The 23,883-nt window shown below is 71.7% G+C and carries 27 protein-coding genes; 15 read left to right on the top strand and 12 right to left on the bottom strand.

Going from position 1 to position 23,883, the window contains the following annotated elements; genetic code table 11:
- Nucleotides 1-92: 92 nt before the first annotated feature.
- Nucleotides 93-938 (bottom strand): LamB/YcsF family protein, encoded by an 846-nt coding sequence (locus tag ACIQM4_RS01540; RefSeq protein WP_401584437.1) that lies wholly within the window; start codon nt 936-938, stop codon nt 93-95.
- A complete protein-coding gene (locus tag ACIQM4_RS01535) occupies nt 935-1,621 on the bottom strand; it encodes a GntR family transcriptional regulator (RefSeq protein WP_401584434.1) in 687 nt (228 codons plus the stop codon). The genes ACIQM4_RS01540 and ACIQM4_RS01535 overlap by 4 nt, the downstream gene beginning before the upstream one ends.
- A 166-nt stretch (nt 1,622-1,787) precedes the next feature.
- Here ACIQM4_RS01535 and ACIQM4_RS01530 point away from each other — a divergent pair, with 166 nt between their 5' ends.
- From ACIQM4_RS01530 to ACIQM4_RS01515, 4 genes are read left to right on the top strand one after another with little or no spacing between them, the layout of a single operon-like run.
- Nucleotides 1,788-2,504: a DUF969 domain-containing protein gene (locus ACIQM4_RS01530; protein ID WP_401584432.1), complete on the top strand. Its 717-nt coding sequence runs from the start codon at nt 1,788-1,790 to the stop codon at nt 2,502-2,504.
- Nucleotides 2,501-3,469: a DUF979 domain-containing protein gene (locus ACIQM4_RS01525; protein WP_401584429.1), complete on the top strand. Its 969-nt coding sequence runs from the start codon at nt 2,501-2,503 to the stop codon at nt 3,467-3,469. The genes ACIQM4_RS01530 and ACIQM4_RS01525 overlap by 4 nt, the downstream gene beginning before the upstream one ends.
- Nucleotides 3,470-3,511: 42 nt before the next feature.
- On the top strand, nt 3,512-4,165 hold the full coding sequence (gene pcp / locus ACIQM4_RS01520; protein WP_401584426.1) for a pyroglutamyl-peptidase I: 654 nt from the start codon (nt 3,512-3,514) through the stop codon (nt 4,163-4,165).
- Nucleotides 4,162-5,193 (top strand): DUF2891 domain-containing protein, encoded by a 1,032-nt coding sequence (locus ACIQM4_RS01515; RefSeq protein WP_401584423.1) that lies wholly within the window; start codon nt 4,162-4,164, stop codon nt 5,191-5,193. Before pcp ends, ACIQM4_RS01515 begins: the two co-directional genes overlap by 4 nt.
- A 16-nt stretch (nt 5,194-5,209) precedes the next feature.
- Here ACIQM4_RS01515 and ACIQM4_RS01510 read toward each other — a convergent pair whose 3' ends face one another.
- On the bottom strand, nt 5,210-5,665 hold the full coding sequence (locus ACIQM4_RS01510) for an ATP-binding protein (protein WP_401586018.1): 456 nt from the start codon (nt 5,663-5,665) through the stop codon (nt 5,210-5,212).
- A 166-nt stretch (nt 5,666-5,831) separates the two neighbouring features.
- Between ACIQM4_RS01510 and ACIQM4_RS01505 the strand changes: the two genes are divergently transcribed.
- Together ACIQM4_RS01505 and ACIQM4_RS01500 are read left to right on the top strand one after the other, a co-directional pair.
- Nucleotides 5,832-6,677, top strand: a complete 846-nt coding sequence (locus ACIQM4_RS01505; protein ID WP_401584420.1) for a helix-turn-helix domain-containing protein — start codon at nt 5,832-5,834, stop codon at nt 6,675-6,677.
- On the top strand, nt 6,674-6,910 hold the full coding sequence (locus ACIQM4_RS01500; protein WP_401584417.1) for a DUF397 domain-containing protein: 237 nt from the start codon (nt 6,674-6,676) through the stop codon (nt 6,908-6,910). Before ACIQM4_RS01505 ends, ACIQM4_RS01500 begins: the two co-directional genes overlap by 4 nt.
- Before the next feature lie 75 nt (nt 6,911-6,985).
- On the opposite strand, the gene msrB is transcribed toward ACIQM4_RS01500, so the two are convergent.
- The 4 genes from msrB to ACIQM4_RS01480 form a co-directional block, all read right to left on the bottom strand.
- Nucleotides 6,986-7,393 carry a peptide-methionine (R)-S-oxide reductase MsrB gene (gene msrB, locus ACIQM4_RS01495; RefSeq protein WP_401584414.1) on the bottom strand — a complete coding sequence of 136 codons (408 nt, stop codon included), beginning with the start codon at nt 7,391-7,393 and terminating at the stop codon, nt 6,986-6,988.
- A 39-nt stretch (nt 7,394-7,432) separates the two neighbouring features.
- A complete protein-coding gene (gene murC, locus ACIQM4_RS01490; RefSeq protein WP_401584411.1) occupies nt 7,433-8,830 on the bottom strand; it encodes a UDP-N-acetylmuramate--L-alanine ligase in 1,398 nt (465 codons plus the stop codon).
- 40 nt (nt 8,831-8,870) lie between these two features.
- Nucleotides 8,871-9,341 (bottom strand): indole-3-glycerol phosphate synthase, encoded by a 471-nt coding sequence (locus ACIQM4_RS01485; RefSeq protein WP_401584409.1) that lies wholly within the window; start codon nt 9,339-9,341, stop codon nt 8,871-8,873.
- 171 nt (nt 9,342-9,512) lie between these two features.
- Complete coding sequence (locus ACIQM4_RS01480) at nt 9,513-10,313, bottom strand: pyrimidine reductase family protein (RefSeq protein ID WP_401584407.1); 801 nt, start codon at nt 10,311-10,313, stop codon at nt 9,513-9,515.
- 40 nt (nt 10,314-10,353) lie between these two features.
- Here ACIQM4_RS01480 and zapE point away from each other — a divergent pair, with 40 nt between their 5' ends.
- The 3 genes from zapE to ACIQM4_RS01465 all read left to right on the top strand — a co-directional run bounded on the left by zapE (nt 10,354) and on the right by ACIQM4_RS01465 (nt 13,583).
- Nucleotides 10,354-11,475 (top strand): cell division protein ZapE, encoded by a 1,122-nt coding sequence (zapE, locus tag ACIQM4_RS01475; protein ID WP_401584404.1) that lies wholly within the window; start codon nt 10,354-10,356, stop codon nt 11,473-11,475.
- 45 nt (nt 11,476-11,520) lie between these two features.
- A complete protein-coding gene (locus ACIQM4_RS01470) occupies nt 11,521-11,946 on the top strand; it encodes an OsmC family protein (protein ID WP_401584401.1) in 426 nt (141 codons plus the stop codon).
- 194 nt (nt 11,947-12,140) lie between these two features.
- Entirely contained in the window at nt 12,141-13,583 is a 1,443-nt protein-coding gene (locus tag ACIQM4_RS01465) for an alkaline phosphatase PhoX (RefSeq protein WP_401584399.1), read from the top strand.
- 265 nt (nt 13,584-13,848) lie between these two features.
- Here ACIQM4_RS01465 and ACIQM4_RS01460 read toward each other — a convergent pair whose 3' ends face one another.
- A complete protein-coding gene (locus ACIQM4_RS01460) occupies nt 13,849-14,358 on the bottom strand; it encodes a GNAT family N-acetyltransferase (RefSeq protein WP_401584396.1) in 510 nt (169 codons plus the stop codon).
- 69 nt (nt 14,359-14,427) lie between these two features.
- On the opposite strand from ACIQM4_RS01460, the gene ACIQM4_RS01455 reads away from it, so the two are divergent.
- Nucleotides 14,428-15,303 (top strand): polysaccharide deacetylase family protein, encoded by an 876-nt coding sequence (locus tag ACIQM4_RS01455; protein ID WP_401586015.1) that lies wholly within the window; start codon nt 14,428-14,430, stop codon nt 15,301-15,303.
- Here the strand turns inward: ACIQM4_RS01455 and ACIQM4_RS01450 are convergent.
- The 4 genes from ACIQM4_RS01450 to ACIQM4_RS01435 are packed head-to-tail and all read right to left on the bottom strand — an operon-like array spanning nt 15,300 to nt 17,794.
- Nucleotides 15,300-15,500 (bottom strand): hypothetical protein, encoded by a 201-nt coding sequence (locus tag ACIQM4_RS01450; protein WP_401584393.1) that lies wholly within the window; start codon nt 15,498-15,500, stop codon nt 15,300-15,302. The two genes, ACIQM4_RS01455 and ACIQM4_RS01450, sit on opposite strands and share 4 nt — an antisense overlap.
- Before the next feature lie 13 nt (nt 15,501-15,513).
- Entirely contained in the window at nt 15,514-16,182 is a 669-nt protein-coding gene (locus ACIQM4_RS01445) for an ABC transporter (protein WP_401584391.1), read from the bottom strand.
- Nucleotides 16,179-17,057, bottom strand: a complete 879-nt coding sequence (locus ACIQM4_RS01440) for an ATP-binding cassette domain-containing protein (protein ID WP_401584388.1) — start codon at nt 17,055-17,057, stop codon at nt 16,179-16,181. The genes ACIQM4_RS01445 and ACIQM4_RS01440 overlap by 4 nt, the downstream gene beginning before the upstream one ends.
- Before the next feature lie 59 nt (nt 17,058-17,116).
- Complete coding sequence (locus ACIQM4_RS01435) at nt 17,117-17,794, bottom strand: AIM24 family protein (protein WP_401584385.1); 678 nt, start codon at nt 17,792-17,794, stop codon at nt 17,117-17,119.
- A gap of 72 nt (nt 17,795-17,866) precedes the next feature.
- Here ACIQM4_RS01435 and ACIQM4_RS01430 point away from each other — a divergent pair, with 72 nt between their 5' ends.
- The 5 genes from ACIQM4_RS01430 to ACIQM4_RS01410 all read left to right on the top strand — a co-directional run bounded on the left by ACIQM4_RS01430 (nt 17,867) and on the right by ACIQM4_RS01410 (nt 23,863).
- A complete protein-coding gene (locus tag ACIQM4_RS01430) occupies nt 17,867-18,598 on the top strand; it encodes a peptidyl-tRNA hydrolase (RefSeq protein ID WP_401584382.1) in 732 nt (243 codons plus the stop codon).
- Nucleotides 18,599-18,886: 288 nt separating this feature from the next.
- Nucleotides 18,887-19,651, top strand: coding sequence for a DUF4142 domain-containing protein (locus tag ACIQM4_RS01425; protein ID WP_401586012.1), 765 nt, complete (start codon nt 18,887-18,889; stop codon nt 19,649-19,651).
- A 128-nt stretch (nt 19,652-19,779) separates the two neighbouring features.
- Nucleotides 19,780-21,216: a DUF692 family multinuclear iron-containing protein gene (locus ACIQM4_RS01420; protein ID WP_401584380.1), complete on the top strand. Its 1,437-nt coding sequence runs from the start codon at nt 19,780-19,782 to the stop codon at nt 21,214-21,216.
- 74 nt (nt 21,217-21,290) lie between these two features.
- On the top strand, nt 21,291-22,133 hold the full coding sequence (locus tag ACIQM4_RS01415; RefSeq protein WP_401584377.1) for a TIGR04222 domain-containing membrane protein: 843 nt from the start codon (nt 21,291-21,293) through the stop codon (nt 22,131-22,133).
- 110 nt (nt 22,134-22,243) lie between these two features.
- On the top strand, nt 22,244-23,863 hold the full coding sequence (locus ACIQM4_RS01410; RefSeq protein WP_401584374.1) for an alpha/beta hydrolase: 1,620 nt from the start codon (nt 22,244-22,246) through the stop codon (nt 23,861-23,863).
- The last annotated feature ends 20 nt before the right edge of the window (nt 23,864-23,883 follow it).

Here is a 23,883-nt window from a genome sequence, read left to right as displayed (position 1 = left end):
CTCGGCACGACTCTCCCCGACGCTGCCGCTGTTCGCGTCGGCCACGTCACCCCCACTGCCGCCCGCGCAGCGGTCCGCGCCACCCACGCCCCTCATACGAACGGCTCCAACTCGACGCCAGCGCCCACCAGTTCAGCACGTACACGAGCGGCGAGCTCCGATGCTCCTGGGGTGTCGCCGTGCAGGCACAGTGAGCGGGCGCGGACCTGGATGCGTTCGCCGGTCAGGGCGGTGGTCTCGCCCTCGGTGGCCATCGTCACCGCCCGGGTGACCACCGCGTCCGCGTCGTGGATCACCGCTCCCGGCTCCCGGCGGGAGACCAGCGTTCCCCGGGCGGTGTAGGCACGGTCAGCGAACGCCTCCGGTACGGAGGGGAGTTCGGCGAGCTCGGCGGCTGCCAGGAGTTCCGAGCCGGGAAGCCCCAGGACGGGAAGGCCGCCGCCCGCCAGCCGTACCCCGGCGACGACCGCCGTCGCCTGCTCCGCGTCGTGGACGGTCCGGTTGTAGAGCGCGCCGTGCGGCTTCACATAGGCGACGCGAGAGCCCGCCGCACGGGCGAAGACCTCCAACGCGCCGATCTGGTACGCGACTTCCGCCGCGAGCTCGTCCGGCGGCACATCCATCGCGCGCCGTCCGAAGCCGGCCAGGTCACGGTAGGAGACCTGGGCACCGATCCGTACCCCCCGCTCGGCGGCCAGCTCGCACACCCGGCGCATCGTCACCGGGTCCCCCGCGTGGAAGCCGCAGGCGACATTGGCACTGGTGACGACCGACAGCAGTGCCTCGTCGTCGGTGAGCGTCCAGCGGCCGAAGCCCTCCCCCAGGTCGGCGTTGAGGTCGATCACTTTGGGCGGGGCACCGGCCGGCACGCTCTCCGTCGCACCCGGCACCTCGGACCCCTCGGACTCCTCGGGCCGGCGCCCGTCTGCCGTCGTCATTCTCCTGCCTCCGTCTGCCCGTCCAGCGTGTCGAGGATCAGTTGCCGCGAGTCGACGAGATAGCTCCGCAACTCGCTTTCGGCCAGTTCCAGTTCACCGTCCGCCAGCGGTCCCGCGATGGCGCGGTTGCGGCCCACGAAGGGTTCGTGGAGGTGCGCGGCGGAGGGCATCGCCTGGAACACCAGGCGCAGTTCCGCGAGGATCGCACTCATGTAGGCGTCGGTGCGCGGGCTGCCCGCCAGGGCGGCGAGCGCACGGTGGAAGCGGATGCCCGCGTCGGCGACGTGCGGCCAGTCGCCCGCGACCGCGGCGCTCTCCCCGTCCTCCACCGCGCGGAGCACATCCGCCACCAGCCGCGGCGACGCCGCGCCGCCCGCCCGTACCCCCGCGGTCTCCAGCGCGAACCGCACCGCGTAGATGTCGGCGATGTCCGCCACGCCCGGGACCCGGACGAAGACTCCTCGGTTGAACTCGTGCACCACCAGCCGCTCGTGCACCAGCAGCCGGAACGCCTCGCGCACCGTGTTGCGCGACACGCCGTACGCGTGGGCCAGCGCCGCCTCGGGCAGCTGCGCCCCCGGCTTCAGACCGCCCTCCGCGATGCGGTCCCGCAGGGACGAGGCAACCCGCTGAGCGGTACCGGCGCCCTCGCCGAGCCCCACGCTTCGTCCTGGATCACTCACCGTTGCCCACTTCCCTTGCCCAGTCGTCCCCGTTGCCTTCCCCAGCCACCAGAAAATCCGTATGCCGGAAACCATTGTGGGATTGTTGAGCAATACCTTACTGTCACCGGACTCCGCTAGTCCGCTCTTGCGGAATGAGACCGACCGACTGGAAGGCGGGCGACGCATGATCGTCCTTCTCGGCGTCGCCGTGGTGATCGCAGGCTTCGCCACCCGACGCAACCCCCTGCTGGTGGTCGGCGTCGCCGGCATAGCCACCGGCCTGCTCGGAGGGTTGTCGCCGCGCGAGGTGCTCGCCTCGTTCGGCGAGGGCTTCGCCTCCAGCCGGTCCGTGACGATCTTCGTGATCACCCTGCCGGTGATCGGCCTGCTGGAGCGCTACGGCCTCCAGGAGCAGGCCCGCCGGCTGATCTCCCGCTTCACCAAGCTCACCACCGGCCGCTTCCTCACCCTGTACCTCGGTCTGCGCCAGCTCACCTCGGCCCTCGGCCTCACCAGCCTCGGCGGCCCCGCCCAGACCGTGCGCCCGCTCGTGGCGCCGATGGCGGAGGCCGCGGCGGAGAAGAAGTACGGACCGCTCCCCGAGAAGTGGCGCGAGAAGGTGCGTTCGCACTCCTCCGGCGCCGACACCGTCGGTCTGTTCTTCGGCGAGGACTGCTTCCTGGCCATCGGCTCGATCCTGCTGATCACCGGCTTCGTCAACACCACGTACAACCAGCACCTCGAACCCCTGCACCTGGCCCTGTGGGCGATCCCGACCGCCGTCTGCGCCTTCCTCATCCACGGCGCACGCCTGCTGCGCCTCGACCGCCAGATGGCCCGCGAGCTGACGGCAGGTCCGGCCGGTGACGCCTCCGCAGCTGACAAGGAGACGGCCAAGTGATCAAGGCAGAGTGGTTCTACTGGCTCATCGGCGCCATCTTCCTGCTGATGGCGGCCCAGATGTTCCTGGACCGTACGAATCCCAAGCGGCTCGGCACCGCCGCCTTCTGGGGCCTGCTCGGCATCGGCTTCGTCTACAGCACCTGGGTGGTCGACAAGTCGGCTCCCGCCGAGCCCCTCGGCGTACTCGTCCTGATCATGATCGTCCTGGCGGGCTGCGGCTTCACCGGGCGCGGCAAGGTGGACACCACCACCCCCGAGCAGCGCGCCGCCTCCGCCGTCCGCTTCGGCAGCAGGCTGTTCATCCCGGCGCTGACGATTCCCGTCGTGGCGATGCTGTGCGCGACCCTGCTGAAGAAGATCCACATCGGCGGCGAGCCGATCTTCCAGGAGGGCAGCGAGACCATCCTGGGTCTCGGCATCGGCGCACTGGTCGCGCTCGCCGTCGGGATGGTCCTGCTCCGCGAGAAGAGCATCACCGTTCCCGTGCACGCGGGACGCAACATGGTCGAGGCCATGGGCTGGGCCATGCTGCTGCCCCAACTCCTCGCCGTACTCGGCTCGATCTTCCAGAAGACGGGCGTCGGCGAGCAGGTCGGAAAGATCACCGAGGCCGTGCTGCCGAGCGGCATGATCTACGTCTCGGTCCTCGTCTACTGCCTGGGCATGGCCCTCTTCACGATCATCATGGGCAACGCGTTCGCCGCGTTCCCCGTGATGACGGCGGCGATCGGCTGGCCGGTGCTGATCCAGTCGGGTGGCGGTGATCCGGCCGTCGTGCTCGCGGTCGGCATGCTGTCGGGCTTCTGCGGCACGCTCTGCACCCCGATGGCGGCCAACTTCAACCTGGTGCCCGCGGCGCTGTTGGAGCTCAAGGACCAGTACGGGCCGATCAAGGCGCAGATCCCGACGGCGAGCGCGCTGCTGGTCTGCAACATCGCGGTCATCTCCCTCTTCGCCTTCTGACCCCGTGACCCGGGCCGGAACCAGCCGCACAAGGAACCCCCCATGTCTCAGCTCCCCCGCGTCCTGCTCACCGGCTTCGAGCCGTTCGGCGGCGAGGACGTGAACCCGTCCTGGCAGGCGGTGTCCCTGGTACGGGACGCACCGCCCGAGAACATCACCCTGCACACCGTCCGGCTCAGCTGCGTCTTCGGCCGCGCCAACGACGAACTCCGGGCCGCCGTCGCCGACTTCGCCCCCGACCTGGTCCTGTGCGTCGGCCAGGCGGGCGGCCGTCCCGACCTCACCGTCGAGCGCGTGGCCGTCAACGTCGACGACGCCCGCATCCCCGACAACGCGGGCAACCAGCCCGTCGACGAACCGGTCGTAGCAGGCGGTCCCGCCGCGTACTTCGCCCCGCTCCCGGTCAAGGCGTGCGTGGCCGCGGTACGGGAGGCGGGCCTGCCCGCGTCGGTCTCGCAGACCGCGGGAACCTTCGTCTGCAACCACGTCTTCTACGGCCTGGCCCACCTCGCCGCCACCGAGTTCCCGGCCCTGCGCGGCGGCTTCGTCCACGTGCCGTACGCCCCGGAGCAGGTCAGCGCCCGCGCGCTCCCCTCCCTCCCCGTCCCCGCCATGGCGGACGGCCTGCGCGCGATCATCACGGCCGCGCTGACCACGGAGACGGACCTGCGCGTCGCGGAAGGAGCAACACATTGAGCACTCACCCGGCACCGAGGACCGCCCCGCCCGACCGGCGCCCGCTCGCCACCCACGCCCGTACCTTCTCCCAGGTCGCGGCGGCCAACGTCACCCGCCCCTACCCCTACGCCCCGATGCACCTGATCGCCGGCCCGGACGACGTCCTCGCCCCGCGCGAACAGCACCCCGCGTTCTACGGGGCGTACGACTGGCACTCGTCCGTCCACATGCACTGGCTGCTCGTACGGTTGCTGCGCCGGTACGCGGACGAGATCGACGCCGAGGCCGTCACCGCCGTACTGGACCGACACCTGACGACGGCTCACCTCCGCGCCGAGGCACACTACTTGGCGGCCCACCCCACCTTCGAGCGGCCCTACGGCTGGGCCTGGCTGCTCCTGCTCGAAGCGGAGTGCCGCGCACTGGGCGGTGCGGCCGGTACCCGGTGGGCGGATGCGCTCGCGCCGGCCGTCCGGACCGTCGCCGCTCTCGTACGGGCCTGGCTGCCCAAGGCCACCTACCCGGTACGGCACGGCACGCACGCCAACAGCGCCTTCGCCCTAGGCCTGGTCCTGGACAGCGGCCACCCCGAGCTGACGGCTCCCGTGAGCGAGACCCTCCTCCGCTGGTTCGCGGACGACCACGACGCCCCCGCCCACTGGGAACCCTCCGGCCAGGACTTCCTCTCGCCCGCGCTGACCGAGGCGGACGCGGTACGCAGGGTGCTGGCGCCGGAGGCGTTCGCCGTCTGGCTCGACCGCTTCCTCCCGGCCCTCGGCACCGGCTCCCCGATCCTCGTCCCGCCCACCGTCGCGGACCCGGCCGACCCGCAGATCGGCCACCTCATCGGGCTCTCCCTGAGCCGCGCGTACGCCCTGCGCAACCTGGCCGCCGCCCTCCCCTCGACGGACCCCCGCACCGCCCTCCTCCGTACCTCCGCCAAGGCCCACCTGGCTGCGGCCCTTCCGCACACCGGCTCCGGGGACTTCACCACGGACCACTGGCTGGCCACCTTCGCGGCGCTGGCACTGGAGTCCCCGGCCTGACCCCGCACCCTCCCCCTCACCGCAGGTCGATCTCCGCGCGTACGGTCTTCCCGCCGGGCTCCCGGTCGTGCACGGACCACCGGTCGGCCAGCGCCTCCACCAGGAGGAGCCCGCGCCCGGCGTCCGCGTCGGGACCGGGCTCGCACAAGGCTCCCGGCTGCGGAGGGCGCCGCTCGCCGCGCGCGTCCGACACCTCGATGCGCAGGAGCGCGTCCGTGGAGTGGTCGAGCTGTACGAGCCGCAACTCGAAGCACCGCCCCTGCACCCGGCCGTGGGTCACGGCGTTCGCGGCCAGCTCGGCCACGATGTGCGCGACGGCGTCGGAGGCCTCGCTGCCGTACGGAATGCCCCAGGCGTGGCACTGGTGCAGGGCGAGCTGCCGGGCGAGGCGGGCACCGCGCCCGGTCGGGCTGAGCAGCTGCGCGAACGTACGTACGGTGACCGCGACTTGCTGGGTCGAGAGTGGCGTCATGTGCGTCATGGGCCCAATGTGGCGCTGAGCAGGCGCTGTTCACCAGATCAGCAACCCGTACGCTGCGGCAGCGTACGGGTACGCACCGTAGACGCGACTAGTAACAGGCCGTAACCATGGCTCTGTTGATGGCGCGGGGAGACGTGCGGCGCGAGAGGTGAGCGGGATGACGTACGACACGGACGGTGCGGAGAACGGCGGCGAACCGGAGAGCACGGACAGCCTCAAGGCGTTCGGCGAGGTCGTCAAGGCGTTCAGGAAACGGGCGGGCCTCACACAGGAACAGTTCGCGCCACTGGTCAGGTACTCGCTACCGACCGTCGCCTCGGTCGAACAGGGCCGCCGCTTCCCGCCGGGGCCGTTCGTGGAGCGGTCGGAGGACGTACTGGACGCGTTCGGGGCGATCAAGGGTGCGGCAAAGCATCTGGCGCGGAAGCCGGGGCTGGCGAAGTGGTTCCGGCAGTGGGCGGAGTTCGAGAGGAGGGCGATCACCCTCTACACGTACGAATGCCGGGTCGTCCCGGGCCTGTTGCAGACGGAGAAGTACAGCAAGGCGCTGCACTCGGAACACCTTCCGCCGCTGAGCGACGAGCAGATCGAGTCACAGCAGGACGCCCGCACGGAGCGGCAACAACTGCTCCAGGAGCGGCCGAACACGACGTTCGGGTTCATCCTGGAGGAGCACTTGTTCCGTCGGGGCCTGGGCGGCTCGGAAGCGACGGAAGAGCTCCTTGCTCACCTCGTCAAGTTGGTTCAGCGGCGGAACATCACCATCCAGATCATGCCGCTGGCGCAAGGCGAACACGCAGGCCTGCACGGGTCTTTACACCTTCTGGAGACACCTGACAACAGGTGGCTCGGATATGTCGAAGGTCAAGAGAGCGGCCTCATTTTCACCGACCTGAAAGTGGTCAGCACCCTCAAGTTACGGTATGCCAGGATGACCTCTCAGGCTCTGACTGCCAAGGACTCTCTGAGCTTGATGCAGCGGATGATGCGAGGAGAAACATGAGCACAACCGAGCTGGCATGGTTCAAGAGCAGCTACAGCAGCAGCTCAGGCGACAGCTGCGTAGAAGTAGCCCTCTCCTGGCACAAGTCCAGCTACAGCAGCAGCTCCGGCGACGACTGCGTAGAAGTAGCCACCTCCCCCACCACCGTCCACGTCCGTGACTCCAAGCTCGCCGACAGCCCCGAGCTGGCCCTCTCCCCCGCCGCCTGGACCGCCTTCCTCGCGCAGGCCTGAACGGCGGGATCCCGCCCGGCGTCGTCCGAAGGACGGCCGAGCGGGATCAGGACGCGCCGGGGCAACGCTCCCGGGTTACTCGCCGTCCGGCGTCAGCCGCAGCGAGATCGAGTTGATGCAGTACCGCTGGTCCGTCGGGGTCGCGTACCCCTCGCCCTCGAAGACGTGGCCCAGGTGGGAGCCGCAGCGGGCGCAGCGGACCTCGGTGCGGACCATGCCGTGGGAGGTGTCGGAGATCAGCTCGACCGCGTCGGTGTCCTTCGGGTCGTAGAAGGACGGCCAGCCGCAGTGCGACTCGAACTTGGTGTCCGAGCGGAACAGCTCGGCGTCACAGGCGCGGCAGGAGTAGACACCGGCCGTCTTGGTGTCGGTGTACTCGCCGACGCCTGCGGGTTCGGTGCCGGCCTGGCGGAGCACCGCGTACTCCGCCGGGCTCAGTTCCGCGCGCCACTGCTCGTCGGGCTTCTCGATGTCGTACGCCATGGTGCGTCCGTCCCCTTCTCGTCTTGCTTCGTGCTTCGGCTACTTCTGAGCGAGCCGGGCCAGGATCTCGGGGCCCAGGTCCGTCACGTCGCCCGCGCCCATGGTGAGAACGAGATCGCCGGGGCGGGACATTCCCGCGACCACCTCGGGGATCGTGGTCTTGTCGGAGACCGCCGTCACCTCGGCGCCCGCCTCTTTCGCGGCGTCCACGATCAGGGCGCTGGTGACGCCCTCGATCGGGTCCTCGCGGGCGGGGTAGATGTCGAGGACGACGGAGGCGTCCGCGAGGGCGAGCGCCTCGCCCATCTCCTTGCCGAGCTCCTGGGTGCGGGAGAAGAGGTGCGGCTGGAAGACGACCAGCAGTCGCGAGTCGGCGGCGGCTCCGCGCATCGCCTCCAGGTCGGCGGTCATCTCGGTGGGGTGGTGCGCGTAGGAGTCGATCACCTGCACGCCGGCCTCCTCCCCCTTGAGCTGGAGGCGGCGCTTGACGCCGGTGTACTTGCCGAGCGCGGAGGCCAGGTTGTGCGCGGGCAGACCGAGGGCGACGCCTGCCGCGAGGGCGGCGACGGCGTTGTGCGCGTAGTGCGCGCCGGGGACCGAGACCGTGAAGGTGAGGAACTTGCCGTCCATCAGGACGGTGACCTCGCTGGTCAGACCGCGCGGGGTGACCTTGTGGACCCGTACGTCGGCCTGCGCGGAGTCGCCGTACGTGACGATGTTGAGCATGGAGAGGTCGCGGAGGCGGGCGACAAGCTCGACGGCGCCCGACTGGTCCGCGTTGACGACCAGGGTGCCGCCGGGGACGATCTTGCCGGCGAACGTCTCGAAGGACTCGTAGATCTCGTCCATCGAGGCGTAGTTGGCGTGGTGGTCGAGCTCGACGTTGAGGACGATGGCGACCTGGGGGTCGTACTTGTGGAAGCTGCGGTCGCTCTCGTCCGCCTCGGCGACGAAGATGTCGCCCTCGCCGTGCGTGGCGTTGGTGCCGGGGCCCGCCAGGTCGCCGCCGATGGCGTAGGACGGGTCGAGACCCAGTTCCTTGAGCGCCACGGCCAGCATCGAGGTGGTCGTGGTCTTGCCGTGGGTGCCGGCGACCGCGATCGAGCGCATGCCGTCCATGACGGAGGCCAGTGCGTCGGAGCGGTGCACCACCGGGATGCCGAGCTCGGCGGCGCGGACCAGTTCCGGGTTGTCCTCGCGGATCGCGGACGACACCACGACGGAGGTGGCGTCGTCCGCCAGGTTGCCCGCCGCGTGCCCGATGTGCACCGTGGCGCCCAGTGCGCGCAGTGCCTCGGCGGTGGCGGACTCCTTGGCGTCGCTGCCCGCGACCTTCGCGCCCCGCTGGGCGAGGATCTTGGCGATGCCCGACATTCCGGCGCCGCCGATGCCGATGAAGTGCGGTCGGTCCAGAGCGGTCGGGATGCCGGGTGCCATGCGGTTCTCCAGTGGTTCTTGGCGGAAGAGAAGCCCCAGCCTATTCGCTGTGCGAGAAGAGCTTGAGCACCGGTACGCCGACCTTGTGGCGTGCCCGGGACGCCCAGTCGCGGTGGAAGAACTCCTCCACGTAGTGCGGCGCCGTCAGGACGATGACCTCGTCCGCGCCCGTCTCGTCGACCACCGACTTCAGCAGGTCCAGGGGGTGCTCCTCGACCACCCGGCCGACCGCCTCGCTGCCGGACTGGCGCAGCGCCGTCAGGGAGACCGCCAGGGCCTGGTCGGCGACGGGCCTGGCGTCGGCGCCCTCGGGCTCCTCGCCCTCGCGGACGGCTTCGTCCAGTTCGCCCAGCGCCACGTCGTCGATGGCTCTCAGCAGTACGTCGGCCTGGTCGCCGCGTGGCTGCATCAGAACCACGAACGAGACGGCCTCGTCGCCGTGCAGGGTCGTGACGAACTCGACGTCGGCCGCAGTGAGGGGCTTCTCGATCATCAATACGCTCGTGAACATGTCGGGCGCCCTTTCTCCTTCTCTGGCCCGTACGCCTGTGCGCACCTGCCGCCGCGAAACCTTGCGGAAACCATCCTTCCCCGTGCACGCACGGGGACCGCGAGGTAAGTGTGCCCGCCGATGGCTAACCGGAACGACAAATTCCGTCGTTTGTCGACCCTAGACCAATGATCACTTTTCGACTGGATTCCGACGGTACCGGGTGTACAGGAACCCGTCCTCCTCCAGGATCGACGCCAGTGCGAAGCGGTCCGGAACCTCGGGTCCCGGTCCGTCGGCGATCCGCTGGGCGCGGCCCGCCGTGAGCATCGGGGACACCGTCAGACAGAGCTCGTCCAGCACGCCGGCCGCGACGAACTGGGCCAGCAGCCGGGGCCCGCCCTCGGTGAGCTGCCTGGTCAGGCCGCGCTCGGCGAGGGCCTGGACCGCCTTGGCCGGTTCCACCCGCCCGCCGTCCCCCGCGACCAGCACCTCGGCCCCGGCCTCGCGGGCCGCGCGGACACGCTCCAGGGGCGCGGTCGCCCCGGTCAGGACCAGCGTCGGTACGAGCGGGGAGACGAAAAGCGGAAGCGAGAAGTCCAGGTCGAGGCTCGCGCTGACGACGGCGATCGCCGCGGCGGGTCCCTGACCGGCCGCCTTGCGGCGTTCCGCGAAGGCGTCCCGGGCGCGGGCGGGCCGGTAGCCCTCCAGGCGTACCGTTTCCGCACCCACCACGACCACGTCCGCCAGGGCCCGCAGGGTGCCGAAGATCCGCATGTCGGTCTCCGAGGAGATCGGCCGGGACCGGCCGTCGTGCTGGGCAGCGCCGTCCAGCGAGCTGACCATGTTGGCGCGCAGCCACACCTTCTGGTCCTGCGGATACGCGTAGGCGTCCGCCAGCGCGTCCAGGCTCCACCCGCCGTCGGCGGTGAGCGCTGTCCGGTCGGTCACTTCGTCGGTCACTTCGTCGGTCACGGGGAACAGGCGTCGCATGGCATGCAGTCTGGCACGGTGCCCGCGGAGCTTAGAGTGGATGGTTGTGTCGTCCTCTCAGCCGTCTCCGCAGCAGTCGCCGTCCGTGTCCGAGCCGGGGCCAGACCCCATATCCGACGCGGCACCCCTCTCCCTGTGCGCCCGCGAGCCCCGCGTCCCCGCCGACCGGCTCGTGGCCGAGATGGTGCCGCCGCCGCGCTTCGACTCCGTACGGTTCGACACCTACGTCCCCGACCCGAAGCAGCCGAGCCAGACCGAGGCGGTCACCGTGCTGAGCGCCTTCGCCGCGGGTCTCGGGTCCGCGCCGGAGAGCGGGAAGCGGCGCTGGTTCGCGAAGAAGCCCGCGGCGCGGCCGGCCGGACCGCGCGGGGTGTACCTCGACGGCGGGTACGGCGTGGGCAAGACCCACCTGCTGGCCTCCCTCTGGCACGCGACGCCCGCCGAGCCGTCGCTGAAGGCCTTCGGCACCTTCGTGGAGCTGACGAACCTGGTCGGCGCGCTCGGCTTCCAGCAGACCGTGGCGACCCTCAGCGGGCACCGGCTGCTGTGCATCGACGAGTTCGAGCTGGACGACCCGGGCGACACGGTCCTGGTGTCCTCGCTGCTCAGCAGGCTGGTCGAGGCGGGCGTGGCACTGGCGGCGACCTCCAACACGCTGCCGGGCAAGCTCGGCGAGGGCCGGTTCGCCGCCGCCGACTTCCTGCGCGAGATCCAGGGGCTCTCGGCGCACTTCAGGCCGCTGCGCATCGACGGCGAGGACTACCGGCACCGTGGCCTGCCCGAGGCCCCGCCGCCGTACACCGACGAGCAGGTCACCCGGGCCGCGCACGCGACCGGGGGCGCGAGCCTGGACGCCTTTCCCGCGCTGCTCGACCATCTCGCGAAGGTGCATCCGAGCCGGTACGGCGCGCTGACCGACGGCCTCGCGGCGGTCTGCCTGACCGGGGTCACCCCGGTGCCCGACCAGTCGACGGCGCTGCGGCTCGTGGTGCTGGCGGACCGGCTGTACGACCGCGAGGTGCCGGTGCTCGCCTCCGGGCTGCCGTTCGACCGGCTGTTCAGTGACGAAATGCTGAACGGCGGCTACCGGAAGAAGTACTTCCGGGCGATCTCCCGGCTCACGGCGCTGGCACGGGACGCCAAGGGGCTCGTCGCACAGTAGGTTCGGGGACGTTGATTCTTTTGTCCGTTCTCGAAGGGATTCACCATGGCCACCATCCGTAACGCGCACACCGTCTGGACCGGCAACCTCACGGACGGCGAGGGCACCGTCTCGCTCGACTCCTCGCACGCCGGCGAGTACGCCGTGTCCTGGCCGTCGCGCGCCGAGGAGGCGAACGGCAAGACGAGCCCCGAGGAGCTCATCGCCGCCGCGCACTCCTCCTGCTTCTCGATGGCCCTCTCGCACGGTCTGTCCGGCGCGGGTCACACCCCGACCCGGATCACCACGGCCGCCGCGGTGACCTTCCAGCCGGGCACCGGCATCACCGGCATCCACCTCACCGTGGAGGGCGAGGTGCCGGGTCTCGACGAGGCCGGTTTCACCAAGGCGGCCGAGGACGCGAAGGCCAACTGCCCGGTAAGCCAGGCGCTTTCGGGCACGAAGATCACGCTGAGCGCCACGCTCGTCTGATCCGACGTGGTCCGGGGGTGCTCCGGCGTGGCACGCCGCGCCGGAGCACCCCCGGCGGCCGGCGAAGGCGGCGTCGGTGCTGGGCCGTCAGGTGTACCGGTGAGGTCGATTGTGGCTCGTACGGTTCACGTGTCACCAGTTGCGTGGTACACACGTGCGGGTCACATTCCTGTCCGCCAGCAGGGAGTTGCCTCATGTCTGATTCGCCCGTCAGCTCGTCCTCGCCCGTCACGCGGGCTTCCGCCGACGCCCCGCCCGGCGGTGCCTCGCGGCGCCAAGTCCTCGCCCGTGCAGGTTCGGTGGGCGCCGGTATCGCCTTCACCGGCGCCCTCTCCGAAGTCTTCGCGGGTACAGCACTTGCCGGGCCGCGCGGCGGTGGGCACGGCCGTGCGGGGTACGGCCCGCTGGTGACCGACCCCAAGGGCCTGCTCGACCTCCCCAAGGGCTTCCGCTACAAGGTCCTCTCCCGCGAGGGCGACCCGCTGCGCTCCGGCGAGGGGCCGGTGCCGAGCAACCACGACGGCATGACGGCCCTCAGAGGCCGGCGCGGCCGGGTCCATCTGGTGCGCAACCACGAGAACCGGGTCACGGCCACGGTCCCCGTCCCCACCGTCAAGGGCCTCACCTACGACCCGGCGGGCAAGGGCGGCTGCACGGTCCTCACCCTCGACGGCCGCAACAACGTCCTCGACGAGCGCGTCGGCATCGCCGGGACCGCCGTCAACTGCGCGGGCGGACCCACCCCTTGGGGGACCTGGCTGACCTGCGAGGAGACCGAGGACAAGGCCGGCACCAACGGCTACACCAAGGACCACGGCTTCATCTTCGAGGTCGACCCGTCCGACCCGCACCGCTCGGGCGCGGTCCCGCTGACCGCGATGGGCCGCTTCCAGCACGAGGCGATCGCCGTCGACCCCAGGAGCGGCATCGTCTACGAGACCGAGGACGCCTTCGAGCGCCCCTTCGGCCTCTTCTACCGGTTCCTGCCGAAGAAACCGTGCGGCGGGGTCGGTTCGCTGCGGGCCGGGGGCACGCTGGAGGCCATGCGGGTCCCGGGCGTACCGGACCTGTCCGCCGTGCACGAGACGGGCAGGAGCTTCGGCGGGGTGGAGTGGGTGCCGGTCCCCGATCCGCTCGCGGCCGGGACCCCGATCCGCTTCCAGGACTTCGGCCCCAAGGGCATCACGCACGCCCAGAAGCTGGAGGGCTGTTACTGGGGTGACGGTGTCGTCTACTTCGTCTCCAGCTTCGCCCGTACGAAGGAGGGCTCGGCCCGCGACCACTTCGGGCAGATCTGGAAGTACGAGCCGAAGCGGCGGCGGCTGACGCTGGTCGTGGTCTTCGGCCCCTCGACGGACGTCCAGCTGCCCGGGGAGTCCCCCGACAACATCTGTCTGGCGCCGAGCGGCGGGCTGATGGTCTGCGAGGACGGCGAGGGCGCGCAGCACGTCTTCGGTCTGAGCAGGAAGGGTCAGGTGTACGCGATGGCCCGCGGCCGGCAGAACATCGGCACGCCGCAGAAGCCGGAGTGGGGCGAGTTCGCGGGGGTCACGTTCTCCCCCGACCAGTCGACGATGTACGTCAACTGCTACACCCCCGGCACCACCTTCGCCGTAACCGGCCCCTGGGAAAACTAGACCCCCCCCCCCGAGGCCGCCCCCTCCCACCCCACCCCTCCGAGCCCCCTTGGGCAGCGGGCCGCCCCCTCCCACCCCACCCCCGCCCCCTTGGGCACCGGGGCCGCCCCCCGGGGGCGGAACGGGTGGGCAAGGGGGCGGCCCCCACGCGGAGCGCACCCCTACCGCGCCCGCCCGCCCCCGCGCCCTCCCGCACCCCCGCCCACGCCTACGTCCCCGCCCCCGCCCCCGCCCCCGCCCCGCACCCACTGCATCCGCGACGCAGTCACAACCGCATGACCATCTCCGGCCGATCCCAAAGCACCACCGGCGGGTTCGCCGCAACAACCCCCACCCGCTCCGCCCCCACGCTCCGGTAGAAACCCTCCGCCGGCGGGTGCGAGACGATCCGCACCTCCGCCAGCCCCTCCTCCCGCGCACGCCCGCAAAGATGGGCGATCAGCACGCGGCCGATGCCCAGACCCTGGGCCGCGTCCGCGACGAACATCAGATCCAGCTCCGGCGGCTCCAGGACCAGTGCGTAGAAGCCGAGGACGACGCCCTGCTCCGACTCGGCCACGTACACCTCGTGGTGCTCGACGTAGTCGGGACCGACCCGGTATCCCGCCACCATCGACTCGTACGGTCCCTCGTAGGCCCGTGAGGTGCGGACGAGCCGGGTGAGGCGCTTGGCATCGCGGGCGGTGGCCCGCCGGACGCGGACGCCGCCTCGGTCCGGTCCGGAGTTCGGCGTAAGAAGTGCAGTCACCCAGAGAGTATTACTGATCGTATGCATGCCGTGCCGCTGACGTACCGAACGGAAATGATCGGCTACTTTCCGTGAGTGACCATTTTTGTACGAAGAATGCTCGCGGTGGCGATTGTCGGTGCGGTTCTGACCGGTTGTGGGAGCGAGGGGGCCGGCCGGGCCGGTGATCCCGGGAGTACCCCGGACGCACGCCGGTCGTCCTCCGCCTCCGGGTCCCCGTCCCCCGCTCCCCCGTCCCCGACCGCACCACCGACCGTCGCGGCAGGCCCCGGCGGACTCACGCCCGTCTTCGAGCGGGCCCGCGGGCTCGGCCGGGACAAGGTCGTCGCGCTCACCTTCGACGCGGACATGACCGCCGACCAGGGCCCGCGCGCGGGCCGCGGCGAGCACTTCGACAACCCGGCGCTGATCTCCTCGCTGCGCCGCTGGAAGGTGCCGTCGACGGTGTTCATGACGGGGCGGTGGGCCGAGGAGTACCCGGACCAGGCACGCTCGATCGGCACCGACCCGCTCTTCGAGATCGCGAACCACTCGTATAGCCACCACGCCTTCAAGTCGCCCTGCTACGGACTGCCGACCGTCGAGCCGGGCGCGATGAAGGCGGACGTGGACCGGGCGTTCGCCGCGTTCCGCAAGGCGGGCGCGCGCAACGTGGTGCCGTACTTCCGCTTCCCCGGCGGCTGCTACGACGACCGGGCGCTGCGCAGCCTCGGGCCCGCGAAGGTGACGGCGGTGCAGTGGGACGTGGTCAGCGGCGACGCCTTCGCGACGGACGCGGACGCGGTGACGGAGCAGGTGCTGGCCGGCGTGAAGCCCGGGTCGCTGGTGGTGATGCACTGCACGCGCAGCGCGGCCCCGGTGACCGAGAAGGCGCTGCGACGGATCGTGCCCGAGCTCCGGAAGAAGGGATACCGCTTCGTGAAGGTGTCCTCGCTGATCGGCGCGGGAGCCCGCCAGCAGAAGAACACCTAGCCGGAACAGGCCGTGCGCTGTCCCTCCTGCCACTCGCAGACGGGACAGTGCACGACGCCCCGGACCGTCTCCGGATAATCGGTGGGCTTCCCGCACAGCACACAGTCCGCCATCGGGACCCGACCCGGCCCGCCCGGCCGTTCGTCCTTCTGCTCGACCTTCTGCTCGACCTTCTGTTCGTCCTTCTGTTCGCGCATGGGGCGAGATTACTCAGCTGCGCCGAGCGGACAGGCGGCAGGCCACCGCGCCCACCCCCGCCGCGAGCAGCGCCGCCGCCGTGAACGGCAGCAGCGGGACCGCGGCCGTCCCGGTGTGCGAGCCGCTGACCAGGCCTGTCACCGCCGTCCGCGCGGGCGAGCCGACCATGACCAACGCCAACAGTGCGCCGAGCGCGGTGAGTGCGATGCCCCAGCCGGTGCCCCGCAGCAGTGGCCAGTTGCACAGCGCCCCGACGGCCGTGCCGAGCAGCGCACAGGTGAAGGCCGCCAGGAGACCGGCCGTAGCGGCGGGCAGCGGGGAGACGCGGACACCGCCGCCGGTGTCCGCCCAGTTGCTGACCAGCACCACGAACCCGGTGCCCAGCGAGCCGAGTGCCGCCGTGCAGCCGGCGGCGGTGAGCAGCGTGGCCAGGTGCACGCGGGCCGGGGTGGTGGCCGCGGCGGCGCAGTGCCGGGCTGCCGGAGGTTCGTTCGTGACGCAGACCCGGACGAGCCAGGCGGCGACGGGCAGCAGGACGGCCGCACCGTAACCGAGTGAGTCGAGGACGGGCTGGCCGCCCTGGACGCCGATGGCGAGGAAGGCGGCGTAGAGGAGGACGGGGGCGAGCCATCGCTGCGACCTTGCGAGGAGGGCGAGTTGGTACCCCAGCAGTGCGTTCACGCCTGTTCCCGTTCCCATTCCCGTTCCTGTTCCCGTTCCTGTTCCCGTTCCCTGGCCGGCCGGTCGGGCTCGGCCTGTGCCGTGTCCGGTGCGGACACCTCCCGTACGTGCCACGGCGGCCGGGCACCCAGAAGTGCCCGCAGGGCCCCGTCCGAGTGCGCCGCCGCCACGGTCAGCTCCGTACTCCCGTCGGCCCGCTGCCCGGCCGAGAGCACCCCGGGCAGGCCCGACGGCAGAGCCGCCCCGCGCGGACCGGTCGCGAGGATCCGCACCCGCGGCCCCGACGCCGAACCCTCCTCACCCGCACAGGGGTTGACGAGCTCCAGGCCGGTCCCCGCCACCCGGTAGGCCACGTCGACGGCCCCCGCCAGCCGTCGCGGGTCGTGGTCGACGAACACGGCCGTCGCGCCTGCGGCGACCCGCTCCGCCACCGCCCGGTCCAGCTCGCCCCTGGCCGTCTCGTCGAGGCCGGTCCACGCCTCGTCGAGCACCAGCAACTCCGGTGCGGCGAGGAGCGCCTGAGCGACGGCGACCTTCTGTGCGGTGCCCTTGGAGAGTTCGGACAGCGGTGTACGGGAGTGCCCGGCCGCCCCGAACCGCTCCAGCCACTCCCCCGCCCGCGCCCTCGCCTCGGCGCGGCCGAGACCGTGAACGCGGCCGAGGTGGACCAGATAGCCGAGCGCGGTCAGCGGCAGCGCGCCGGGGAAGCGCTCGGGGACGTAACCCACCCTGCCGGGGCGGCCCCCGATCCGGCCCTCGGTGGGCGCGTCGATCCCGGCGAGCATCCTCAACAGGGTCGACTTTCCGGTGCCGTTGGCGCCCTGGAAGCGCGCCAGGACGCCGGGGGCGAGCTCCAGGTCGATCCCACGGAGCACCCATGCGCCGCCCGGCCCGTAACGGCGCCCCGCGTTGACCAGGGTCAGGTTCGCGCGGTTCAGTTCGCCGTCGCCTTCGGCTGGGTGAGTTCGCTCGGCCGTACGATGACGAACCCCTCGCCCTGCAGCATGAGTTGCACCGCCTCGCCCGATCCGCCGCGGATCATCGAGCCGACGGACTGCGAGCGGTGCAGCGAGGTGTTGAGCTGGGCGCTCCAGCCGACCACGGCGTCCGTGTCCACGTACACCGGGAGTTGGCCGGTGACCGGGATGACCAGCGGGGTGCCGTCGCAGACGACGGCGAGCTTGCCGTACCCGGTGAAGAGGCTGTTGAAGAGGCCGCCACCGGTCATGCCCGCGCCCTTCACCATCTTGATCTCGTAGGAGAGCGTCGAGTCGAAGCACAGCACGTTGCGGCCATTCACGGTGAGGGCGTCGCCCTGCTCGATGTCGACGATGAAACAGTTCTGCGCCTCGTGCGCGAACCACGCCTCGCCCTGTCCGCGCACCGCCATCAGCGGGAGGCCCTCGCCGGTGACGGCCCGCTTGAGCATGCCGCCGATGCCCTGGCCCTTGCGTTCGAACTGGAGGTTGCCGCGGTAGGCGATCATCGCGCCCTGCCGGGCCTGCATCTCGCCGTTGACGACGTACTTCACCGACTTGGCGTTCTGCAGGGTCATGCCGGCGACGGAGGCCGGCTGGGCCATGTTCTCTGACGCAAAAAGATCACTCTTCATGGCCCCCATCCTCCCGCGTCCGGATTTGGTCCCACAAGGAGCCCGCCATCACACCCTGGCAAACTTGGCCGCATGAGCAGCAACGACACCCCGGATCGCGACCGCGCCGCGGATCCGCGCGACGACGCGCCCCAGTACGTACTCCCCCTCGTCGTGCACATCGAGAAGACCGACCCCCCGGCGCGCACGGACGCGCTGGAGACGGCGGCGCGCGCGGTGCTGGTGATGCTGTCCGACGCGCGGGCGACGGGGACCGGCGAGGACGCCGGTGAGTGGGCGCAGGCGGTACGGGACTGGCAGGACGCCCGGATCCGCAAGGTGGTGCGGCGGGCGCGTGGCGCCGAGTGGCGCAAGGCGTCGGAACTGCCGGGGATCACCGTGACCGGGAAGGCGGCCGAGGTGCGCGTCTTCCCGCCGGTGCCGCTGGACGGCTGGCCGAAGGAGCTGGCCAAGCTCCAGGTGTCCGGGACCGATCTGGACGACCCGCGGGAGCCGGACGCCCCGGACCCGGGCGTGCCCGTGCTGTGGATGAGCCCCGATCTGGACATGTCGGCGGGCAAGGCCATGGCGCAGGCGGGCCACGGCGCGCAGCTCGCCTGGTGGGAGCTGGGCGGGGAGGACCGCGCCGCCTGGCGCGACGCGGGCTTCCCGCTGGCCGTCCGTACGGCGCCTGCGGCCCGGTGGCGCGAACTGTCCGGCTCGGGACTGCCGGTGGTCCGCGACGCGGGCTTCACGGAGATCGCCCCCGGCTCGTGCACGGTGGTCGCCGACCACCCGGCGCTGCGCCCGGCCCGGCACGGCTGACCCGTAACCGGACAACCGGACGCGGCCACCCGCGAGGGCGGCGGGAACTCGCGGCGGCACAGACGGGAGCCCCCGCGGCGGGCACACACCGGATCCCCCGCGGTGGGCCACCGCGGTCGGCACTCGTTCACCTGAACGTGTCGCGTGTCTCACACGTATCCACGAATGCCGCCAAGTGACTGAAGGATCAAGGCACTTGGCGGTTGATTCGACGGCGTACCCGAGTACCGCAGCACACCACGCACCGCGTTCGGAGACCCGCACATGCCCACCGCCCTCTTCGCCCTGCTGCGCCGCGTCAACGGCACCGCGCTCGTCGTCGCCGCCCTGCTCGCCACCCTCGCCGCGCTCGCGTTCCCCGTCTGGTCGTACGCCGACCGCTCGGGCACCGGCCAGGCCAATCTGGCGGCGTCGACGGTGAGCACCAGATGGGGTCCGCTGACCGCCGTCGACCGCGACCTGCTGGTGAAGGTGCGCCTGGCCGGGCTGTGGGAGCTGCCCGCCGGACAGCAGGCGATCGAGCGGGCGCCCAGCCAGTCGGTCAAGGCAGCCGGGGACCACCTCGTCGTCGGTCACACCGACCTGGACGCGCGGGCCCGCTCCGTGGCCTCCCAGCTCGGCGTGGAACTGCCCAACCAGCCGACCCCGGAACAACAGGGCTGGCTGCGCGAACTGACGGCCTCGACCGGGCCGACGTACGAACGCCTCTTCGCGAACCTGCTCCGGCGCGCCCACGGCAAGGTCTTCGCCGTGATCGCCCAGGTCCGCAACAGCACCCGCAACGCGCTGATCCGGCAGCTCGCGGACGCCTCCAACCAGACCGTCCTCGATCACATCACCATGCTGGAGGCGACCGGCCTGGTCGACTTCGATGCCATCGCCAACGAGGCGGCGGGCGACGCGACCGCCAGCCCCACCGGACCGCCCCCACCCGTGCCCGGCAGCCGGATCCCGGCGCCCGCCCCTGCCGTACCGACGGGCACCCAGAGCTTCACCTCCCTGCCCTCGGGCCCCCCGGCGGGCGAGATCGGTGACCCGGCGGCACGGCAGTGACTCCTGGGGCCCGAGTCGGCCCGGAACCTCAAATCAACCTCTGAACGTCCTCCCCCTTGGATTCGGCGCGGTGACACGGGGCCATGACCCCTGCACAGGGCACGGCGGGGACCGCATGAGGGGGACACATGGACAGGCGGACACATCTGGGGGTCGGCATCGGCTGGCGCCCGGAGATCGCCGACACGGTCGAGGCGCTGCCCGGCATCGACTGGGTGGAGGTGGTGGCGGAGAACATCTGCCCCGGCCACCTCCCCGACTCCCTGCGCCGGCTGCGTGCGCGGGGTACGAAGGTGATCCCGCACGGTGTCGCGCTCGGCATCGGCGGCGCGGACCGTCCGGACCCGGCGAGGCTCGCGGACCTGGCGGCGCGTGCGGAGGCGCTGGGGGCACCGCTGGTGACGGAGCACATCGCGTTCGTACGGGCAGGAGGCGCGCAGACCGCCTCGCAACTGCTGGAGGCGGGCCACCTGCTGCCCGTGCCGCGCACCTGGGACGCGCTGCGCGTGCTGTGCGAGAACGTCCGAATCGCACAGGACCAGCTGCCGGTGCCGCTCGCACTGGAGAACATCGCGGCGCTGATCGCCTGGCCGGGCGAGGAGTTGACGGAGGGCCAGTTCCTGGCGGAGCTGGTGGAGCGGACCGGGGTGGGCCTGCTCATCGACGTCGCCAACCTGCACACGAACCACGTCAACCGGGGCGAGGACCCGCAAAGCGCGCTGGACGAGCTGCCACTGGACGCGATCGCGTACGTCCATGTGGCGGGCGGCACGGAACGGGACGGCGTCTGGCACGACACGCACGCCCATCCGGTGACCGAACCCGTCCTGAACGTCCTGGCCGCCCTGCGCTCCCGGGCCACCCCGCCGGGCGTCCTGCTGGAACGGGACGAGAACTTCCCGGCGGCGCACGAACTCGCCGCGGAACTGGAACTGATCAGGGGGACCGTCAGTCCCGTGCGAGCCGCCCCCGAGGGGTCGGAGGAAGCCACCGGGCCCGTGGGGGCGAAGGCAGCCACCGGGCCCGTGGGGGGGCAGGCAGCCGGCGGGCCCGTGGAGAGGCAGGCAGCGACCGGGTCCGAGGCCGCCTCCACCGCCACCGACCCCGCCCGCCAGCGGCTCGCCCTCTCCCAGGCCGCCCTGCTCGAAGCCCTCGTCGCCGCGGGGCCTGTCCCCGAGGGGTTCGACGGCCCCCGCCTGCGCGTCCAGGCCCGCGCCCTGACCGCCAAGCGTGCCGACATCGTCGCCAAGGTCGCCCCCGAACTGCCGCAGATCCTCGGCGCCGGCCACGGCAGCGGCCTGAGCTCAGGCAGTACGGGCAGCACGAGCAGCGCAGGCAGCACCGGCTTCCGGCCGGCCTTCTTCTCGTACGCGGCCGGCCGCCCGCTCCGGTCCGGCTACCGACGCGACGCACTCGACTTCGCGGAGCACGCCCTCGCGCACGCGACCCTCACCCCGGCCGCCCGCCGCGCCCTCACCCACTGGTGGCAGGACCGCACCGACGCCCGCCCGCCGACCCGCGCCACCCGCCTCGTACGGGCCGCCGCCGCCCTCGTCGGAAGGTGACGGAACCACCACACCCTGCCCACATCATGGACACGCCATAGCGCAAGGCCCCGCGCCTCGCATAGAAATCCGGCATGTTCTGGGTCGCCCTCCTGCTCGTCTCCTGGCTCGCCGCGCTCGCCGCCTGCGCCCGCCTGTGCATCGCCGCCACGGTGGTCGCCGCCGCCGACAGCCCGGTGCCCGACGTCCCGCCCCAGGAGGGCGCGTTGACGCTTCCCGAGACGGCGTTCCTCAGCGGCGGGCCGGAGCGGGTCGCCGATCTGACCCTGGTGACCATGCACGCCGGCCGCCGCCTGATGCTCGCGCACACCGGCTGGACGACCGTCGTCGCCCCGCGCGGGACGAACGCCCTGGAGTGTGCGGCGATCGGTGCGGCGGGTCCCGGCGGGCAGGCACGTACGACCGCGGTACGGGCGGGGGTGGCGGCGGCAGACCCGGTGCGGGAGCTCTCCGATCGGCTGGTCGCCTCGGGCCTCGCCGTCCCCGAGCACGCCCGGCACGCGGTGGCCGCCGGGGTGGGGGCGGTGCGCCGGTCCTTCGTCCTGGTCCTGGCGCTGGCCGTGGTGTCGGTGCTCGTCCTGCCGCAGGAACCGGCGGAGCGGGGCGAGGCCGCACTGTGGTTCTCGCTGCCGCTGGTCCTCACCCTGGGCTGTCTGGCCATCGCCCGCCTGGAGGTCCACCCGTACGTCCGCTGGGCCTCCGCCGCCGGACTGGCCCGTCTGCGGGAGCTGCCGCGCCCCACCGACGGCCACGGCCCGGACGGCCACGACGGCCTCGGGAATGGCGCTCTCCCCGGCGGACAGGCACTTCTCGTGTCCGTCGCCCTCGGCGGGATAGGGGCGATACCCGATCCGCAACTGCGCACCGCGCTCGCCGGGCCCGTGGAGCGTCCGCGTCCCGCGCATCGGGGTCAATGACCCCGACACCGCACACAGGTGCTTTACATCGTCAACTACCTTGCCAAGTATCCCTTTTGTCCATCACGGCAGTCGGCGCACGACGCTTCGGCACAGAACAAGGGATCGCGATGAGAGCACTAGCGCTGTACGGAGCCGCCACCACCCTCGGTTCCCTGGTCCTGACCGCCCTCGCCGCGGCCCCCGCCGGGAGCGTCAACACACCGCTGACCCCCGCCCTCCACGGCTCCCCCGAGGCGCACGGCACGCAGCTGGCCGCGGAGCGCGCGCGGAAGTCCGGAGTGAGGTTCGGCCCGTGCCCGGCGTCCGAGTCGCTGCCCGCCCCGATCCGGTGCGGCACGGTCAAGGTCCCGCTCGACTACGCGGCGCCCGACGGCAAGCAGATCGACCTCACCGTCAGCCGTCTGACGACCACCCAGCGCGCGGGACGCCAGGGCGCGCTGGTGTACAACCCCGGCGGCCCCGGCGCCTCCAGCATGTACTTCCCGCTGGTCGCCGGGCTGGCGGAGTGGAAGAAGATCGCGGCGGCCTACGACCTGGTGGGCTACTCACCGCGCGGGGTGGGCCGCTCCGCCCCGCTCTCCTGCATGGACCCCGAGGACTTCGCCCAGGCGCCCACCCAGTCGCCGGTGCACCCCTCCGACTCGTACAAGAAGGAGCGGATCGCCCGCGCGAAGACCTACGCGCAGGGCTGCGCCCGCAACGCGGGACCCGCCCTGCGGCACTACACCTCCCTCAACAACGTCCGCGACCTGGAGGTCCTGCGCGCCGCCCTCGCGGAGCCGAAGCTCAACTTCGTGGGCGCCTCCTACGGCACCTACTTCGGCGGGGTGTACGCCACGCTCTTCCCCTCGCACGTACGCCGGATGGTCTTCGACTCGGTGGTCAACCCGGACCCGTCCCGCATCTGGTACCGCAACAACCTCGACCAGTCGGCCGCCTTCGAGAGCCGCTGGGCCGACTTCCGCACCTGGGTCGCCAAGCACGACAAGACGTACGGCCTCGGCGACACCGCGGACGCCGTCGCGCACAGCTACGCCAAGGTGCGCGCCGAACTCTCGGTCAGGCCCGCAGGCGGCAAGGTCGGGCCCGGCCAGCTCCAGGCCGCCTATCTGCAGACCGGCTACTACGACGAGGTGTGGGCGACGCGCGCGAGCGCCCTGTCCGCGTACGTGAAGGGCAATCCCGCCCCGCTGATCGAGCAGGCCGCCCCCCGGCCCGAGAACGCCAGGGCCAACGAGAACGGCAACGCCGTCTACACCGCCGTCGAGTGCAACGACGCCACCTGGCCGACCGACTTCAGGACCTGGGACCGCGACAACTCGCAGCTCGCCGAGCGCGCGCCGTTCGAGACCTGGGACAACGCGTGGATGAATCTGCCCTGCGCGTACTGGCCGGCGCCCCGGCAGCAGCCGGTGGACGTGCGCGCCGAGCGCGGCGCACTGCCGCCCACACTGATCCTGGCCGCCGAGCGTGACGCGGCGACGCCGTACCAGGGGGCCCTGGAGCTGCAGGAGCGGCTGCCGGGCGCGGCGCTGGTCACCGAGCGGGACGCCGGTACGCACGGCATCGGCGGCGGTCCCAACGCCTGTGTCAACAAGCACCTGGAGACGTACCTGCTGACCGGAAAGACACCGGTGCGGCGCGCATCGTGCGCGCCGCACCAGGAGCCGAACCCGGTGTCGCTGGACGGGCGCGCCCTCCCCAAGAGGATTCCGGCGGCCGTCTGATCTTCCGGGCTGGGGTGGCG

It is taken from the genome of Streptomyces sp. NPDC091272 (assembly GCF_044757485.1).
Lineage (GTDB): Bacteria > Actinomycetota > Actinomycetes > Streptomycetales > Streptomycetaceae > Streptomyces.
Note: the sequence above shows the minus strand (reverse complement) of the source record. Positions and strands in the feature narration are given on the sequence as shown.

Coding starts and splice junctions, on each gene's coding strand:
- ACIQM4_RS01500 (WP_401584417.1), top strand. CDS start 6,674: ATGAGCACAACCGAGCTGGCATGGTTCAAGAGCAGCTACAGCAGCAGC.
- zapE (WP_401584404.1), top strand. CDS start 10,354: ATGGTTGTGTCGTCCTCTCAGCCGTCTCCGCAGCAGTCGCCGTCCGTG.
- ACIQM4_RS01430 (WP_401584382.1), top strand. CDS start 17,867: ATGAGCAGCAACGACACCCCGGATCGCGACCGCGCCGCGGATCCGCGC.
- ACIQM4_RS01435 (WP_401584385.1), bottom strand. CDS start 17,794: ATGAAGAGTGATCTTTTTGCGTCAGAGAACATGGCCCAGCCGGCCTCC.
- ACIQM4_RS01460 (WP_401584396.1), bottom strand. CDS start 14,358: ATGCATACGATCAGTAATACTCTCTGGGTGACTGCACTTCTTACGCCG.
- pcp (WP_401584426.1), top strand. CDS start 3,512: ATGTCTCAGCTCCCCCGCGTCCTGCTCACCGGCTTCGAGCCGTTCGGC.
- ACIQM4_RS01540 (WP_401584437.1), bottom strand. CDS start 938: ATGACGACGGCAGACGGGCGCCGGCCCGAGGAGTCCGAGGGGTCCGAG.
- ACIQM4_RS01480 (WP_401584407.1), bottom strand. CDS start 10,313: ATGCGACGCCTGTTCCCCGTGACCGACGAAGTGACCGACGAAGTGACC.
- murC (WP_401584411.1), bottom strand. CDS start 8,830: ATGGCACCCGGCATCCCGACCGCTCTGGACCGACCGCACTTCATCGGC.
- ACIQM4_RS01465 (WP_401584399.1), top strand. CDS start 12,141: ATGTCTGATTCGCCCGTCAGCTCGTCCTCGCCCGTCACGCGGGCTTCC.
- ACIQM4_RS01510 (WP_401586018.1), bottom strand. CDS start 5,665: ATGACGCCACTCTCGACCCAGCAAGTCGCGGTCACCGTACGTACGTTC.
- ACIQM4_RS01420 (WP_401584380.1), top strand. CDS start 19,780: ATGGACAGGCGGACACATCTGGGGGTCGGCATCGGCTGGCGCCCGGAG.
- ACIQM4_RS01415 (WP_401584377.1), top strand. CDS start 21,291: ATGTTCTGGGTCGCCCTCCTGCTCGTCTCCTGGCTCGCCGCGCTCGCC.
- ACIQM4_RS01470 (WP_401584401.1), top strand. CDS start 11,521: ATGGCCACCATCCGTAACGCGCACACCGTCTGGACCGGCAACCTCACG.
- ACIQM4_RS01505 (WP_401584420.1), top strand. CDS start 5,832: ATGACGTACGACACGGACGGTGCGGAGAACGGCGGCGAACCGGAGAGC.
- ACIQM4_RS01450 (WP_401584393.1), bottom strand. CDS start 15,500: ATGCGCGAACAGAAGGACGAACAGAAGGTCGAGCAGAAGGTCGAGCAG.
- ACIQM4_RS01530 (WP_401584432.1), top strand. CDS start 1,788: ATGATCGTCCTTCTCGGCGTCGCCGTGGTGATCGCAGGCTTCGCCACC.
- ACIQM4_RS01410 (WP_401584374.1), top strand. CDS start 22,244: ATGAGAGCACTAGCGCTGTACGGAGCCGCCACCACCCTCGGTTCCCTG.
- msrB (WP_401584414.1), bottom strand. CDS start 7,393: ATGGCGTACGACATCGAGAAGCCCGACGAGCAGTGGCGCGCGGAACTG.
- ACIQM4_RS01485 (WP_401584409.1), bottom strand. CDS start 9,341: ATGTTCACGAGCGTATTGATGATCGAGAAGCCCCTCACTGCGGCCGAC.
- ACIQM4_RS01455 (WP_401586015.1), top strand. CDS start 14,428: ATGCTCGCGGTGGCGATTGTCGGTGCGGTTCTGACCGGTTGTGGGAGC.